Source organism: uncultured Candidatus Kuenenia sp. (assembly GCF_900696675.1).
Lineage (GTDB): Bacteria > Planctomycetota > Brocadiia > Brocadiales > Brocadiaceae > Kuenenia > Kuenenia stuttgartiensis_A.
In genome coordinates this window covers 1-17,290 of record NZ_CAADGZ010000010.1, presented here as the reverse complement: position 1 = coordinate 17,290, position 17,290 = coordinate 1, and the positions used below count along the sequence as shown (strand labels likewise).

14 protein-coding genes are annotated in these 17,290 nt (G+C 40.1%); 7 read left to right on the top strand and 7 right to left on the bottom strand.

Annotated elements, in window-relative coordinates; translation table 11 throughout:
• Positions 1–17 precede the first annotated feature (17 nt).
• The 6 genes from QZT26_RS03170 to QZT26_RS03145 all read left to right on the top strand — a co-directional run bounded on the left by QZT26_RS03170 (position 18) and on the right by QZT26_RS03145 (position 8,913).
• Positions 18–1,460 (top strand): O-antigen ligase family protein, encoded by a 1,443-nt coding sequence (locus QZT26_RS03170; RefSeq protein WP_295100574.1) that lies wholly within the window; start codon positions 18–20, stop codon positions 1,458–1,460.
• Positions 1,448–3,553, top strand: a complete 2,106-nt coding sequence (locus QZT26_RS03165; protein WP_295100572.1) for a hypothetical protein — start codon at positions 1,448–1,450, stop codon at positions 3,551–3,553. The genes QZT26_RS03170 and QZT26_RS03165 overlap by 13 nt, the downstream gene beginning before the upstream one ends.
• 57 nt (positions 3,554–3,610) lie before the next feature.
• Positions 3,611–4,558 (top strand): lysophospholipid acyltransferase family protein, encoded by a 948-nt coding sequence (locus QZT26_RS03160; protein WP_099326228.1) that lies wholly within the window; start codon positions 3,611–3,613, stop codon positions 4,556–4,558.
• A 245-nt stretch (positions 4,559–4,803) separates the two neighbouring features.
• Entirely contained in the window at positions 4,804–6,246 is a 1,443-nt protein-coding gene (locus QZT26_RS03155; protein WP_295100569.1) for a radical SAM protein, read from the top strand.
• Positions 6,247–6,343: 97 nt separating this feature from the next.
• The gene (locus tag QZT26_RS03150; RefSeq protein ID WP_295100566.1) at positions 6,344–7,423 is read left to right on the top strand and encodes a glycosyltransferase family 9 protein; all 1,080 of its coding nucleotides are present in this window, start codon (positions 6,344–6,346) and stop codon (positions 7,421–7,423) included.
• Between the two features lie 20 nt (positions 7,424–7,443).
• Positions 7,444–8,913, top strand: coding sequence for a radical SAM protein (locus tag QZT26_RS03145; protein WP_295100564.1), 1,470 nt, complete (start codon positions 7,444–7,446; stop codon positions 8,911–8,913).
• Between the two features lie 294 nt (positions 8,914–9,207).
• Here QZT26_RS03145 and QZT26_RS03140 read toward each other — a convergent pair whose 3' ends face one another.
• Both QZT26_RS03140 and ahcY read right to left on the bottom strand, forming a co-directional pair.
• Positions 9,208–9,492, bottom strand: coding sequence for a MoaD/ThiS family protein (locus QZT26_RS03140; RefSeq protein ID WP_099326224.1), 285 nt, complete (start codon positions 9,490–9,492; stop codon positions 9,208–9,210).
• Positions 9,493–9,823: 331 nt separating this feature from the next.
• On the bottom strand, positions 9,824–11,224 hold the full coding sequence (ahcY, locus tag QZT26_RS03135; RefSeq protein ID WP_295100563.1) for an adenosylhomocysteinase: 1,401 nt from the start codon (positions 11,222–11,224) through the stop codon (positions 9,824–9,826).
• 400 nt (positions 11,225–11,624) lie between these two features.
• Between ahcY and QZT26_RS03130 the strand changes: the two genes are divergently transcribed.
• Positions 11,625–12,179: a GNAT family protein gene (locus QZT26_RS03130; RefSeq protein ID WP_099326222.1), complete on the top strand. Its 555-nt coding sequence runs from the start codon at positions 11,625–11,627 to the stop codon at positions 12,177–12,179.
• A 178-nt stretch (positions 12,180–12,357) separates the two neighbouring features.
• Here QZT26_RS03130 and QZT26_RS03125 read toward each other — a convergent pair whose 3' ends face one another.
• The 5 genes from QZT26_RS03125 to QZT26_RS03105 form a co-directional block, all read right to left on the bottom strand.
• Positions 12,358–13,983 carry a hypothetical protein gene (locus QZT26_RS03125; protein ID WP_295100558.1) on the bottom strand — a complete coding sequence of 542 codons (1,626 nt, stop codon included), beginning with the start codon at positions 13,981–13,983 and terminating at the stop codon, positions 12,358–12,360.
• Positions 13,977–14,984, bottom strand: coding sequence for a DEAD/DEAH box helicase family protein (locus QZT26_RS03120; protein ID WP_295100556.1), 1,008 nt, complete (start codon positions 14,982–14,984; stop codon positions 13,977–13,979). Before QZT26_RS03120 ends, QZT26_RS03125 begins: the two co-directional genes overlap by 7 nt.
• A 280-nt stretch (positions 14,985–15,264) precedes the next feature.
• Complete coding sequence (locus QZT26_RS03115) at positions 15,265–15,561, bottom strand: GxxExxY protein (RefSeq protein ID WP_230405687.1); 297 nt, start codon at positions 15,559–15,561, stop codon at positions 15,265–15,267.
• A gap of 84 nt (positions 15,562–15,645) precedes the next feature.
• Positions 15,646–15,927: a KilA-N domain-containing protein gene (locus tag QZT26_RS03110; RefSeq protein WP_197705225.1), complete on the bottom strand. Its 282-nt coding sequence runs from the start codon at positions 15,925–15,927 to the stop codon at positions 15,646–15,648.
• Between the two features lie 294 nt (positions 15,928–16,221).
• A partial coding sequence (locus QZT26_RS03105; protein ID WP_295100552.1) for a hypothetical protein occupies positions 16,222–17,290 on the bottom strand: 1,069 nt, incomplete at its 5' end.

Sequence of the window (17,290 nt, the reverse complement as noted above, 5' to 3'; positions counted from 1 at the left end):
TGCACCATAAACCATAGATGAATTATTCTCTTACGCACAATAAAAAACTAAACATCTACCGATGGATTATTGTTATCCCTTTTGGCATGGCAATATCTTCCACAGCATTTATCAACCCCCTGGCAACCCTCATCCTGCTCGGCATTACTTCCGTGGCAACCATTTCTATTTTGAAGCCGCATATTCCGTATCTTTTTGCGATACTCCTTACTTCTTATATCAGCATTGAAATCAGGCTCTGGGGCGATTATCGAACATTTTTCACTATTTCAGAACCGTTCATACTTTATTGCTTACTCTGTTGGTTTATATCGCGCGGTTTAAGGATTTCAACTGAAGACTTTCAGATCAAAAGATATCTCCCGCTGATATTATTATATCTATGGGGAATAATTTCCATTCTCTGGAGCACTGAAAAAACAATGGGAATATACTATATGGCAATGTTTTTTATCGCCATATGCTTCTTTTTCCTGACCATAGTAACATTAAACAGTTTTCTAAAAATTAAAATAGCAATCGCCTTTTTTGTTGGTATGGGTTTTGTCAGCAGCATTGTTTGTTACTATTCTCTCCTATCGAATAAAACAATAGAAGATATATTGTATCATTATAATGAACATCTGGTTCGTTTTGTATTCAATCCTGAACAAATGTTACGCGGACAAGGATTCATGCATCCACTTGCCACCGCATACTACCTTTCATTATCGCTCATGTTGTTGCTCGGATTTATTTACACGGGAAACAAAATCACCAGGGTATTCCTGTCAATCGCAGCGCTCTCTATGTTTGTAGCGCTATTAACGACACTTAGCAAAGGGCCGTTACTTTCATTACTATGCGGACTTTATATCTTTTCCCTTTTAAATGCCTCGGTCAACAAGCGTATTATCATTGTATGGACGCTTATTTTTTCTCTTATCATAATTGGATTTTTTCTATCAAGAATCCCTACCAATGATTTTGCGAAGGCATTGGATTACACCTCTAAAACGTCAACAGAAACTACCGATGAATCATCATCTCTCGGTTCGAGGATAAAACGCTGGAAGAAAGGTATTCTTTCTATAAAGGACCATTATGGTTTAGGTGATGGATCTGGCGGATTTTTTTCGTATCTCGACCCGGAAATCAGTTTTGACAATCTCTATGTTCATATATTTGCAGAGTATGGATTACCTGGCGTGTTATTGTGGCTTTGGTTTTTGGTACTCTCTTGCAAGAGGTTTATCCATGCATACCTTGCCTGTATTTCATCCGAATACAAAAAATGGATGCAAATTTACATTTCAGGCTTAGCAACATTACTGCTTAATGCAGTCACCTCTTTTTCCCATACCTTTTTGCCCTTATGGTTTTATTTAGGAATCGGACATGCCATGGCAATTGTAATTGACCGTGAAAACAATAAAAGATTAGAAAACGAAAGATTGGATACCCTAAAATGTCGCTCTTAAAACAATTTCTTGATGTTATCTCCAGAAGAAAGAAAATTATTATCGTTATTGTGCTCGCCTTCACATTACTGCCACTATTGTTATCCCTTTCTTTCCGATCGGTATACAAGGCCTCTTCGCAGCTCTGGATGCATACAAATGCAACACAAACGCAATATCTTGCATTACCAACAAACATTAGCAAGTTCGAATATTCTGACAAAAATAAACTGGATAACACATTCTTTGCAATGCTAAAAAATCCTAAATCCATGAAAAGGATTATTTCAACCTTGCATATTACCGATGAAAAGGAACGGTTGGTTGATCCTGATAAATTTATCATCGGAAGTGAATTTAATCTTTTTTTCAGCAGGGAAGGGATTAGTGTTGACGTAGTAGAAAGCGGTGACGTTATAGAAGTATCTGGATACTCCTCCACTCCTGAACGGGCAGGGAATGTTGCGAATGCTGCGGTTGACGCGTTTATGATACTTTATGCGGATATTTTCAAAGACGAGGCAAGATTGGCACAAAAAGCAATGAAAGTGCGGCTAGCGTACGTAAATAAAGAATTAAGAAAACTGGAAAGAAGGTTGTACAGATACAGGAAAAAATACGGAATTATTGATGTCACCATGGAAATAGAAGAGGGACTCAAGCAATATTACAGCTATCTTGACCTGGTTCATCAAAATACTAAAACAATGGAAGAAGAGAAAAAGGTGTTAGAAGAGGTAACCAAAACTATTACATTAATTCCGGAACTATATTTATCCAGCAAGGCTATCGAAAGAAATCCTACATTAGAAACATATAAACAGGAAATCGTAACACTTGAAACGACTATTGCTAAACTGAAGGTTGACTTTACCGAAGCACACCCCGATATTGTTGCGTCCAGAATGCAAATAGCAGAATATAAAAAGGCAATACATAAAGAAATAGAACGAATTTTGGGAGACGAAAATTTTTCCAGAAACTCGTATTATGCTGAATTGGAAAAACGTTATTATGATACAAAAATAAACCTGGAAATTTATAAAATAACTGACGCGATACTGCTTAATATAACCGATATCATTTACAAAAAAATGCTCAATGTAAAGAAAATAGAACTATTGTTTAATAAAATAGAACGTCAGCAATCTTCTTTAAATACCGAGTACACAAACTTGACAAAGGGCATTTCAGACGCCGAAATATTGCTAAACATGAGCCCTTCAAACTTGGCCGTCCTTAATTACGCAGATGCATCAACAATTTCTTCTCCTTATTTTCCGAACAGGGTAAAATTTTTAGCTATCTCCATGTTTCTTAGTACTATCATAGCATTTTCAATAATCCTTCTGGAAGAATCTGTCGACAAATCTATAAAAACGCTTGCAGAAGCACAAAAGGCCTTTCAGGGAAATCTGCTCTATGGTTTGCCAAGGTATAAAAAGATATTTGGCTTCAACATTATCCCGAAAAGACTGCTTCGTTATTTCCCTACATTAAGAGATGAACTGTTATTGCTTAAACAGCGGAATTTTGTCAGAAAAGTATTGAAAAACAACACCATCAGACGTTCCGTCTGGAACATTATTTCCGGCATAAAGGTAGTTTCAGGCGAGACAATTGCACGATCAATTCTTTTCACCGGAGCGGAGGAAGAAGTAGGGACATCTACACTCGCTCTTCTGGTGGCAAGAGAATTAACCGTTTCCGGCAAAAAAACCCTCTTACTTAATATTTCTTCAACAGATGATTGGCATTTGCAGGGAAAAGATATTCTTCCGGTGGATAAAAAAATAACCCTTAAAGACCTTATAAGAAGCAATGATATCTATGGCATTGATGTTTTACTTATGAAAGAAATTACCGATATCCCGGCTATTGCCATGATCGATGGACTGCCAGAACAGTTAAACAATCTTGACTATGAACATATTATTATTGATGCCGACCCTGTTATTGCCTGTAACGACACCCTGTTTCTCTCTGCAACGGCAAATGTTGTCCTTTTAACAGCAAAACTACATAAAACTTCTAAAGAAACAATCGAGGAGGCTTTCGGCAGATTCAAACATCTAAAAACATCTAAAACAGTAATAATAATTAACCAAATTTAGTTATTAACAGAAATATATTCTCTCCTATTCAAAATAACTTTTAATCATAAAATATTTATGAAAGGAACTATTCATTTTTCTGAAGCGGCAAAGGTGTTTTTTTTATATACCCTTCGATACACAATACCTTACTTGCCTTTAAAATTAAAACATAGCCTTGCCAACTGCCTTGCAGCGCTGACGTCACATGGAGAAAAAGCTGTAGTCATGAAGGGTGAGCTGGAATTGTTATTTGGCAAAGGAACATTTACCAGCCCGGAAATGAAAGAAATCATCCTGGAAACCCTTCGTAATTTCAGAAAAGATCTCTTTGAAATATGGTCATTCCCAAGATTAAATAAAAAGAAGGCCGAAGAACTTTGCACCATTACCGGTATGGAACATTTAGAGAACGCCTTGAAAAAAGGTAAGGGCGTGATAATTGCGCTTTGCCATTTTGGGTCATATAAAATGATACTCCCCTGCCTGGGGTATAAAGGATATAAAATAACGCAGGTTGCCGCAAATCCTATCGATCTGACCGGCAAAGACAAGTCGATGGTAAAGAATAAAACCATGCAAATTGAATATCAATGTGAAAAAAGCCTGCCCGCCAATTTTTTTTACATAGGAAGCACTCCAAGGCAAATATACCGTGTGTTACAAAATAACGAAATACTTGTTATGTCACTTGATGGAATTTTGGACCCTAATAGAATTTCAGTACCTTTTTTAGGAAGGAAGATACGTCTATCCCCCTCCCTTATAAAAATAGCAGAAAGAACAAAGTCCCCAATATTGCCTGTTTTTACGGTAAGGGGAAAAAACGGTAAACACCGCATTATTATAGGCAATGAAATCATCCCCGACGATGGCAATGATAAAGGTACACCGGAAAAACTTGTCGTCTTAAAGTTTGGCAGTTTAATGGAACAGTTCGTCAAAGAACATCCCAGTCACTACCTCTGGTATTTATATAAAAACAAAACCGAGCCACCCCACATCGGTAGTATTATTGTTGATTGATTGATTGATTGATTGATTATCAATCAGGACAAAGCCCTGGTAAAATAAAAAATTGTTAGAAATAACAAATCTAACAGTAAGAAGCCCCATTTATTAGGAGTGGATTTGGGGGGGTTAAATTAGAAAAAACTCCTTACTCTATAAAAATAATGAATTTTATTTAAAATTTACAACTATTCATTTTTCGAAAACCTTAATTGTCTGACTATGATTAATATCTATATACCGGGAGGTATTTTCTCACCATGAACAAAAAAGTCACCTTTATCGCACCATACGATGATTTAATGGCATATGGCATTAGAATCCTTTCATCATCTTTGAGAAAAGAAGGGTTTTCCACCGAAATTATTTTTACGCCCCATATCTTAAAACAGATGGATACCCATTCTATAAGCTTATTATCGGATGCTATAAAAGAGATGACCCATGATTCATTCTTTGTGGGAATATCATTTTTCTCTTGTCATTTCAATGCGGTTAAGGCGCTTACCGAAGCAATACGAAACAAAATAAGGGCGCCTATAATGTGGGGAGGAAAGCATATCTCTGCCAGGCCGGAAGATGCGGCAGGCTTTGCTGATATTGTCTGCATAGGTGAAGCGGAAATTGCAATAAAAAATCTTTTAAACGCCATGGCAAAAAACGATAATTATTACGACTTGAACGGATTTTGGTTTTTCAAAGACGGAAATTTCAAAAAAAACAGGCTTGCCCCTATTATTGAAGATCTTGATTCATTGCCATACCCCGATTATTCTTTGGAGGGACATTACCTGTGGGATGGAAAAACCATGCACAAAATGACCGGGGAATTATTGCAGGCGCATTTAAAAATAGCGGGGAAAACCGTTTATCAAACCCTTTCTTCACGAGGATGCCCGTATAGCTGTACTTATTGTTCCACTTTTAAAGCCCTTTATTCGGATAGCGGGTATTTGAGATTTCGCACCGCAGAAAACGTAATTGGTGAACTGAAAGAAATGAAATTCCGCTTTCCACGGATGCAGGCAATAACGTTTTGCGACGACAATTTTTTTGCTTTGAAAGAAGACCAGTTAGAAAAATATGCCGCTTTATATAGAAATGAAATCGGTTTGCCTTTCCGCTGTCTTGCCCATGCACACGATGTCAATAAAAAGAAGCTGGAAATCCTTGTTGATGCAGGCATGAATGAATTACAAATTGGCATACAAACAGGTAGCGAAAAAACCAGAAAACTGTATAAAAGAGGCCCTTCTACCGACAAAGTTTTGGATGCTGTAGGACTGATTCACCAATTTAAGGGAAGATTAATGCCCTTCTACGATTTTATTATTGATAATCCATTCGAAGAGGAAGAAGACCTAATTGAAACCCTGCATATGATTCAGAAATTTCCCAGACCATATCACCTGAACGTATTTTCCCTTATTTTTCTTCCTGGCACCGAATTACAAAAAAAGGCTCAGGAAAAAGGACTTATCATCAACATGACACGACAATTTGAATCCCGAAAAAAGAGTTATATTAACTTTCTTTTTTATCTCTATTGCCGTACCATTCCACGACGGATCATGTGGATACTCGTATCCAAACCAATGCTAAAAACAATGAAGCACAAATACATAGTCAATTTTTTATACTTCATGAGAGATTCAATAAAAAGACTGTTAAAGAGAAAGGCTGATACGTGGGCGATAGAATAATATTTTCCTGTTTCCTCCGGAAACCTGCAGGAATAGTTTTAGGACGAGTGGTTAGGGATGCTGCCATTAAACGTTATGATGAATGGCAGCAAAGCAGATGAGTAGTAATATTTTATTAATCAAGACGCATGCTTTCGGTGATGTATTGCTTACGACTCCGGCAATACATGCAATTTACAAAAATAACCCGGCAAATAAGATTTATTATCTTACCGGTAGGTGGTCGTCAGAAGCGCTGTACAATAATCCTTACCTTATAAAAACTTTTCGATTAGACGATGATGCACTTTTTGGAAAAAAATTATATAAAATTATCCCTTTAATACTAGAATTAAGAAAATACAAATTTGAAGCTATCATTATTTTCAGCGCATCAAAATATATACATTTTCTTTCATGGTTAATAGGGGCGCCAACGAGGGTCGGATTCGGCAATAGCAGTTTTATTACCCACAAAATCAGTCCTTCAGTGCTACAAAACGATTATGCCGCCAGAGCATATAATACATTGTTAGAGCCATTGTGCATACCATGCAATGGAACTAAGCTCGATTTTCAGATAAAAGAAGTATGCATTCCTGAAAATCTGAGTACTTTTCTCGAAAAATACAAATCTAATGTAATTGGACTTTTTTGCGGCGGCGGGAAAAATCCCCGCGATACGGTATTGATAAAACAATGGGGTGCTAAAAAATTTATTGAACTGGCAAAATTGCTTTCTGCAGACGGTTATGGATTTCTGCTTTTTGGATCGATGGATGATCGTAAAATAAACACGACACTAAAAGATGAACTTAATGATGCTATTTTTGATTTAAGCGGCCAATATTCTTTTAATGAAACGGGATATTTAATGAAATTGTGCCGGCTTTTTGTTACAAATGACTCTGCTCCCTTCCACATTTCTTACGCACTCACTATCCCGACAGTGTGTATTTTTGGTCCCAGCAATTCAAAATTACTTTCACCCCAATTGCCATTTTGCAGATATATTCAAAGCCGTGTAGAATGCAGTCCGTGTTATGGAAATGATATTTTTATCGGGTGTGCAAATCCTATTTGCATGGAAAACATTTCTGCAAATGATGTTTACAAAGAATGTAAATCGCTATTAAGTAAAAACTTTAATTATGAAAATGTTATTCGTTTCGTTGGTACACAACAACAAAGAATTTAATTTTTAGAAAGGCAGATGCAGTGAAAGTCTTACTTATCAATCCCCCATATTTAAAAAAATTTTCCCGTCCACAGCGGAGTCCTGCAGTAACCAAAAGCGGCACTCTCTATTTTCCCCTGTGGCTGGCATATGCAACAGGCGTTTTGGAAGAAAAAGGGTTTGAAGTTAACCTCGTGGATGCACCTGCAGATAATTTCTCCATTGGCGACATTATTGAAAAAGCCCTCACATTCCAGCCAAACCTTATTGTTCTTGATACAAGTACGCCAAGTATTGATAATGACGTTGCCGTTGCCCGCAGATTAAAAGAAACCTGTCCGTCTTCTTTCATAATACTGGTAGGAACGCACGTATCAGCGCTTCCGGAGGAAGTCCTTAACAAAGAAAATAGCGTTGATGCAGTTGCCAGAAATGAATATGATTACACACTGCATGACCTCGCTAAAATTTTATCTGAAAAAGGCGACCTGAAAACCGTTCGTGGCATAAGCTATAGGAATGGCAATGAAATCATCCACAACCCGGGAAGGCCATATATTGAAAATCTCAACGAATTGCCTTTCGTAAGCAAGGTTTACAAAGAATTTCTCCGTATAGAAAATTATTTTAATCCTAACGCCCTCTACCCAATGGTCACAATTACCACTTCCAGAGGATGCCCTTTCCCATGTACCTTTTGTGTTTATCCTCAAACGTTAATGGGCAGAGGTTTTCGGCAAAGGAGTATTAATAATGTAGTGGAGGAAATGGAATATATTACAAAAAATTTCCCGCAGGCAAAGGCGGTTTTTTTTGAGGATGATACATTAACTGTTAATAAAAAACGGTGTAAAGAACTTGCAGAATGCATAATTCAAAAGAAAGTGAACATTTCATGGACAGCAAATGCAAGGGTTGGTCTGGATTACGAAACAATGCGGACAATGAAGACGGCAGGCTGCCGGTCACTTTGCGTCGGATTTGAAAGCGGAAGCCAGCAAGTACTTGACAACATGAAGAAAAAGCTGAGTCTTGCGGAAATGGAGGCTTTCATGGCAAATGCAAAAAAAGCCGGGATGTTAATACATGGCTGCTTTATGGCAGGGCTTCCCGGCGAGACAAAAGAAACACTTCAGGAAACACTACAGCTTGCAAAAAGGCTGAATCCGGATACTGCCCAATTTTATCCCGTCATGGTATATCCGGGAACGGAAGCATACACATGGTATAAGGAAAAAAGATTGATAACTACCGATAATTTCTCAGAGTGGCTTACGCCGGAAGGCTTGCATAATACTGTTATCAGTACGGAAGAATTATCATCCTATGATCTTGTAAGGTTCTGCGATGGTGCAAGACGGTCTTTTTATCTAAGGCCTGGCTATCTTCTTTACAAATTAAAACAAATGATTACACACCCAAGAGAAATAAAGAGGACGTTAAAATCAGCAAGGACGTTTTTAAAATATTTGCTAAGAGGTTCTGATGTGAAGCCAAAAATTCAATGCTGAACTGAGCGACCACTTTTAATTCCCTAATTTTGGCAAAATATTTAATGGTGAAATCCTAAATCCTCAATCTCATATCTGCAATCTTGTGCGACTGCCGATTACTGATTTTAATCCGGTTTCTCCTTTTCGTCCTTGTTTGATTCTGGTTTACACAGAGGGATATGTGTTTATGGTAACCCCCCTAAATCATCCTTAAAAAAGGGGCATGAGATTATAATTCTTTATGTATTCTGCATATGCTGAACTATTATTAATATTCTCAGCCTCTTTTACCCTGTTCCTGCACTAATATTGCTATAGCTGACAGCCACCGGCAATGGCTGGCACTACAGATATATAATCTCCGTCTTTTACCGGTGTTTCCAGATTATTGAGAAATCTGATATCCTCATCATTGAGATAAAAGTTGATAAACCTTCTTATCTGGCCGGAATCATCGCAAATCCTTTCTTTAATACCTTTGTAATTTGCTTCCAGATTGCTAATAATCTCGCCAATATTCTTTCCCTCTACCTTTACCTCCTCAACTCCATCCGTAAAGGTTCTCAAAGGCGTTGGTATGCGCACAGTTACCGACATAATTTTGCTCCTTTAAATTAACCCTGGTAAGGTGGGCGGCGCCCACCAAAATATCGCTCACTCGTTCACGTTGTTTGTTTTTCGGCTCTTGGATATGAAGAGGAACGCAGACCGTCTGATAAACAAAGCCTGCCCTGTGGAATGAGTTTATCCCACAGGACAAATCCACACAGATTTACGATTTTTCTAATCTGGAAAATCTGTGATTTCTCTTTTATTAATTTATAATTTGCACCACGCGGAAAACCGCTTATATTACAAACAAATTAGAAATTTAGCGGTAATTTGGCTTTTTGAAAATATCCACACAAAGATGCTAAGATCAAAAAAGTTAGTACCGGTACGTATCCGGTTTGAACGGCCCTTCTACAGGGGTGTTGATATATTCAGACTGCTGTTTGGTCATACGGGTAATCACTCCTCCAAAGCCTTTCACCATTTCAGCGGCAACCTCCTCATCCAGTTTTTTTGGAAGAACCTTAATATACACCGGGCTACGCTCTGATTTGGGTTTGCTTGCCCATGCCTCACGATAGAGGTACATCTGTGCAAGCACTTGATTTGAGAATGACCCATCCATAACACGTGAGGGATGACCTGTAGCATTGCCAAGGTTTACAAGCCGTCCTTCAGAAAGAAGAATAATATAATCTTCAGGGTCATCGGATCTGTATATCTGGTGAACCTGCGGTTTCACCTCTTCCCACCGCCAGTTTTCACGCATAAATTTAGTGTCAATCTCAAGGTCGAAATGTCCAATATTACAAACGACTGCCCCGCGTTTAATAGCAGACAGCATATGACGGTCGCATACATTTACATTGCCTGTCGTCGTTACAATCAGATCGGTCTTGGCCAACAATTGTTTGTTTATACCTTCCGCAGAACCATTATTTATTCCGTCTTTGTAAGGAGAAACCACCTCATATCCGTCCATACATGCCTGCATACCACATATGGGGTCTATTTCAGAAATGCTCACAATCATGCCTTCCTGCCGCAAACTCTGGGCGGAACCCTTGCCAACATCACCATAACCAATAACAAGCGCCTTTTTACCGGAAAGAAGAATATCGGTGCCACGTTTAATAGCATCATTTAAACTGTGGCGGCATCCATATTTATTATCATTTTTAGATTTGGTTACAGCGTCATTGACATTTACCGCGGGAACCTTAAGCGCCCCTTTTATTAACATTTCGTGCAAACGGTGAACGCCGGTAGTCGTCTCTTCTGTAATGCCATGTATTTTTTCAAGCATCTCAGGATATTTCTCATGAACCATTGCAGTAAGATCTCCGCCGTCATCTAGCAACATATTAGCATCCCAGGGCTTGCCTTCTTTCAGAATAGTCTGCTCAATACACCACTCATACTCTTTTTCCGTCTGACCCTTCCATGCGTAAACGGCAATACCGGAATCCGCAATAGCTGCGGCCGCATGGTCTTGTGTGGAAAAAATATTACACGATGACCAGCGAACTTCAGCACCGAGAGCGCGAAGCGTTTTGATCAATACGGCTGTTTGGATTGTCATGTGGATACAGCCGATGATTTTAGCACCCTTAAGCGGCTGCTCTTTCTCATATTTTTTCCTGAGATTCATCAAGGCGGGCATCTCAGCTTCCGCCAGGGCAATCTCGCGATATCCCCAGTCTGCAAGACCGATATCCGCCACTTTGTAATCCTGCTTAGAACTAACGTCGGCTTTTTTGTAATCCAACATAACCATTTTAAACTCCTTTTTGACAAGGCCAAAATTGCACTAATACACAATGTTCGCAGAGTATACTCGGCAAACAAAACATTAATTTTCTCATTTCATAAGAGCACTTTATTATAAGGAATGCTGAGAAATATTCAACCATTTTCCCAAATATTATCTATACTTATCTTATTATAATACAAAATGTTGTAAGAATTCCCCGAAAAGAACCGATGTTGCCTTAACTCCAATTTAAGTTGAATATTTTCTGTTTTTTTGTAATTATTCAAACACTGACAATCGTCATTAAGAACTGTAGAACCGCAACCAAAGAGTTTACCGTGAAACACTGAACGTAAGGCAATTTCCTTGCACCCTTAGCGACTCTTTAGCAAAAAAATCTTTTGATAAACAACGCCAAAATAACATGAAATCGAAATTCGAACTTACCGACGGTAATATTATCATACGCCCCTGCCAGTTGAAAGACGCTGCCGTAATCTACGAAGGTGTGAGAGATTCAATAGAGGAAATGATAAAGTGGGCGCCATGGTGCCATCCCGACTACTCAATGTCTGACTGTACATCATGGCTTAGTACCAGAGCCCAAATGTGGTCGGATGGTATTGAATATGATTTTGTCATATTTGATACGAAAGACAATACCTTTCTTGGTGGTTGCGTGCTTGACCAAATAAACCGGAAGCACAACTTTGCCAATCTTGGTTACTGGATTCGTTCAAGCCGTACAGGACAAGGCATAGCTACCGCTACCGTAAAACTCCTCAGCCGGTTTGGACTTGAAACGATAGGATTCACGCGCCTGGAAATAGTCGTGGCAGTGCCAAACAAGGCAAGTCAGCGGGTTGCGGAGAAGGCAGGCGCCGTCAGGGAAGGCATTCTGCGAAATCGCCATGTAGTGCGTGACACGATATACGACTCCGTCCTATTTTCCATAGTACCTCATGATTTGCAGAAGTGAACACCATTATGCAATAAGCTTATCTACAAATATACCGCTCCTAACGGAGCTTTTCATGGTATTTTTTCAAAATACTAAAGTGTTACTGCAATAAATAATTGCCGTTCCTTTTTCTCCAATCATACAGCCGTCCTCAATGGAAATTCTTTTTCCATGACAAAAGGGGACATTGTAGGTATTAGCCGGCCTTGTCATCTTTATATTTCCTGAAATTCTTTATAAGACTTGAAAATGAATCCGGTTTATATTTCTTGAAATCCTCCTCATCAACGAATACATAATCAAAGCGTGCTTTATTTTGTGAGGCGTTGATATCTTCGCACCATTTTTTCAAACGAGCCATTTTCAGGGGAACATCCGGGTCTTCAATGCCTTTTGTTTCAACAATGAATAAGTCCTTATCGCTCACCTTCACTATAAAATCAGGATAATAATTGGAAATGTTGCCGCCCGCGTTCACATAGTCAATTGTGAAATGCACTGCCAGATAATTCTTTGCATAGGAAATAACGTCGGTACATTTTTCGAGAAATGAAGCAAAAAGCAGTTCAAGGTGACTATCTCCGATAATCTTGTTGAACAGACTTTTCTGCGGAACAAGAAAGCCCTGCTCCCTGACAACAAACGGACGAGTCTGCCTGAGCTTTATATGATCCCGGATTTCCGCGCTTCCTTTGTCCTGAACTGTCAATTCATTGATTTTCTTAGTGAAGGTCTCAATGATGGTCTTGGTTGCCGAAAGTTCAGAAAGGTTGCGGAGGGTATTCAGGTCGTCAATATCAACCATAGAATCGAACAGGTGCAGAGATACAAAATCCTTTACCTTGCCATAAAGAACGTCGTATCCGCTAATAAGCCGCAGGTCTTTCATGATGATTTGCGTAAAATATCCGATGACACTCCGATAGTCCGTTACCGCACTGGAGTCCAATAATGTCGTATGGTTGATTTCCCCGGTGGTGATATCCTTGAACACTATTTCCCGTTTTTCTTCCTCTGAAAACTGCCGGTAAACGATTTTCTTAGCCCAGAAGGAAGAAGGCTCCAGGGCCTCAAGGCATTTGTATTCACGATAGATGCGCGGTGAAAGGATAGGGATTTCAATATCCAGCTTGTCAATGTCTTTTTTGGTATTTTCGTTATCAACCTCAATGATGATAGGTGCTTTGGGGGCTGTTCCGCTTCCCATCGGTTTACGTTCCAGTTCAACGCCTTCACTCCGGATAGATTCCACGAAGTCCATAAACGCTTCGATGCCGACCACGCTGACGTATTCGATCGTATCCTCGCCCGGATACATCCGGCGAATACCCCTGCCGAGAATCTGTTCCGGGAGGATATTGCTTTTTGCGGCATAGGCACGAAGCCCGACGATGGTTGTCACATTGCGGACGTCCCATCCTTCTTTGAGCATAAGAACAGAAACGATCACTTTATACGGACTTTCCCAACTGTCTATCTGATTGGATGCCTCGCGTAGTTTCTCCAACTCATCTTTACTCTTCTTTGCATCGGATTCAGACACTTCACCGTTGTTGTTGGTATGAATGACCAGTACCGCATCCTTGAATTCCGGGTAGGTACTTTCGAGGTATTCGCCAACATCGTCGCAGTTCTTAGTGTCGTCGGTCATGACGAACAGCACAGTCTTCTTGCCAAGCTTTTCATGTTCACAATAAACCTTGCGCCATTCTTCAACACCGAGGGCAATATAATCGGCGTATTTTTCCGTGTAACGGGAGCTTTTCACTTCGGCAAGCTTTGTCCTGCTTGCCAAATCAGGAAGTACGGGACGTTTCACCACGTTTTGGGTAATCGCTTCAACCAGCGGATAATCGCATACGGTTTGAACGAAGATTGCGCCGTTATTGTGCTTCGGCGTCGCGGTGACGTCGATTTGCAGAGAAAGAAAATGTCCTTTCTGTTTGAGCCGGTTATGGATATCTTCAATGGATTTAAACCACGCCAGCCGCGAGTCATGGACGAGTCATGTATATGATGAGCTTCATCATTAATAACGACAATCTCATCAATCTCGCGGACAATCACGCCAAGATCAACCTTTGAATCGGTAGTTTTACCGGACGGACGCTTGCCGAGAAAATAATCCTCAAGATTTTCGTCTTCAAAACTCGGTTCAATATCATTTCCGGCATAGACGCGGTGAATGTTGGTCAGAAAGAGGTTGCCTGATTTACGAATAATAGAAACATCATCCTGGATATGCAGGGTCATCTGGAAATCATCCTGCCAGTTCTGCCCTTCGTAGCCGTTGTCGGGCAACAGAGGATCATTCCAGAAGATTTTTAAGCCGTCAAAGTCGGCACGCAGGCGGTCAAGGACAATGATGTTTGGGGCAATGACAAGAAAGTTGGTGGAAAGTTTTGAATATGCTTCGTAGAGTTTATGGAAATAGCACCATGTTATTATGAGACTCATAACCTTGGTCTTCCCGCTTCCGGTCGCCATTTTTATCACAAGGCGGAGCCATTCCTCATCGAACATGCCGGTCGATACCGCACCGGAGGAGTCATAGCGGATCAGGTCATACTTATCTTTGACCTTGGCGACTTCGTAGAGGTAAATGACGGTCTCGATGGCTTCCCGCTGGGCAAAGTAATACCGGAATTCAACCATCATCCCGTCAGCCCCGGGAAGTATATGCTCCGTGTGAAACCACCACGAAAGCAGGGCTTTAGATGTTGCCGAAGCCCCTTCATAATAATTGTCTCGCCATGCTTTAACTTCTTTGCGAATTTTGGAAACGAGAGGCGGCAGCAGCTTTTCGTAGCTTGTCTCTCGCAAGGTTTCATCCGCCGGAAACCAGCGATATTCCGGATTGAGTATTTCGTATGGGGATGTGGGGAAAGAAGGATGAATTGCCATTAATCATCTCTCCGGGTTAACCGCGAATACACGCGAATGGACGCTAATAAAAAATATTCGTATTCGCGTTCATTAGCGTTCATTAGCGGTTCCTTTTGTATTTGCATATCTTTTCCATTCAAGTTTTTTACCGCCGAAGTTTACAATTAGTCCCAGCGGCAATTTTGTTGCATTTAGATAGTTAAGCAGTTGAGCTTCTTCAATTTTCAGTTATTTTTTTTATAGCCTTGATTTCAACGATTATCTTCTCAAAACATAAAAAATCAGCTACATATTCTTTTTTTAAAATTCTGTCTTTATATGAAATTTGTATTCTTTTTTGCGGTTCAAAAGGAATTCCATTTTCTTCCAATTCTATTTCCATAACTTCTTGATATACCGCCTCAAGAAAACCGCATCCAAGCGTATTCGAGACAGCCATTCCCGCTCCAATTATCTTGAAAACCTCATTTTTAAAAAGTAATTCATTATTCCATTCGCGTTCATTAGCGTCCATTGGCGGTTCCTATATCTTTGAGTTTTTTAATACCCCTGTCATCGGCTAGGAGTTTCATCTGTTGAATGGCGATTTTATTCAGATTTACGAGCCGTTCGCCCTGCTTTGAGGCGACAGAACAAAGTAATTACTTCCGGCTTCACTTTTAAACCTCTCGAATTCGAGAGGTTTAAAATCGAGATTGCTTAACTTTTCCCACAAACCCAGGAACTCAATCGTGCTTCTATTTCGCATCCAATTATTGATAATCGCAAATGGTTCTTGTTTGTTTCGATATTTGGCGATATCGGTCAATGAAATATAATCCTCTTGCTCCCTTGAGATGATGCTAATTTCATTGCCCTGTACAGATATTTTCTCTGCCATTGCAATCTCCTGTTTGTGGAATTATGATCAAACTTTCTAAACCCGTTGAATTCGACGGGTTTTAAACTCCGGGTTATTCAATTTTTCCCAAATTCCCAAAAACTCAATCGTTGTACGGCTGCAAGCCAATTCTGGATAATGTAATCTGTAGGATCAGGGTCTTTGTACCTGGCCATATCCGTCAGGCAGATATAATCCTCATCATTTTATACATAAATTGTGCTGTCTTTGTCTAAAACATTGATTTTTGTCATGTTAATATCCTTCATGCCTTTTAATTATGGCAAATTCGCCCTAATTAATTTCGATCTTCCCTATTATTTCCCCCCCCACGCTGACATCAATAATCTTCATGGTGTCGTTCCCGAAAATATCCACCACCTTGACGGCAATTTTATACCGTCCGGGCTGGCAGTCGTGAAATGATGTTTTTAGTTCCAGCGACCGGTCTTTCTTTGTGCGGAACGATTGCCATTCGTTTTCAAATATAAAGTCGCCCGTCCACACCTCCTCCATTTCTCCGGTAGCTTCATTTTTTGTGCGGACAATCTCACGCTTGGATTCGAAGTTAAAATCCACGCTCCAGTAGTCAATCCAGTCCATCCATTTTTTAGTGAGGACATCGCGGGTAACGATGCCATCCTTGTCTTTTGAAACCTTAATGATCTTGCCGCATTCCACAACGATCTTGTTCTTGCCGTTGCCGAGTGAAGCAGCGGCGTTGTTCACCGCATCCTGATTGTAGAATACGGAAAAATCGGTTAGTTCAACTGCGATGCTGTTCTTTTTCACATGAGGCTTGACTTCGATATATGAAACATCATGGAAGACGATTTGATTTTTTTCGATGGCGCGTTTATCAAAGACCTCGCGGGGAATGTATTTGAGTGCAAGGTCGATGCCCTTGGACTTGGCTTCTTCCTGAATGTTGGGGAAAAGACCCATCTCAAACTCAAAGGCAAGGATGTCCACACGGCTGATGCGCTTTTCGCGGCATTCGAGGATGATTTCTTCCACAAACAAACGGGTGACAGGCAGATTGACCGGACCCACTGCGACAATACGCCCTGCCTTCTTGCCGTGGAAGCACCTGAAGTTATCCACCGTCTCGGCCTTGTAGGCTTTGAGAATCAGGGCGATAAAGTCCTTTTCCTTCTGCTCAATGATTCGACGCTTCATTTCTTCGCGGGAAAGATCAGTAACCGCTAATGAACGGTAGAGTAGAAACAGACGACTAGAACTTAGGCAGAAGTTTGTTTTCTCTGTTTGCTGGCTGGTTTCCCGCCAGTGCCACCATATCTCCGCCATATACTTATCATCTGCCCCCCTCGTCAAACCGTGCATGCGATTTTCCCGCACACGG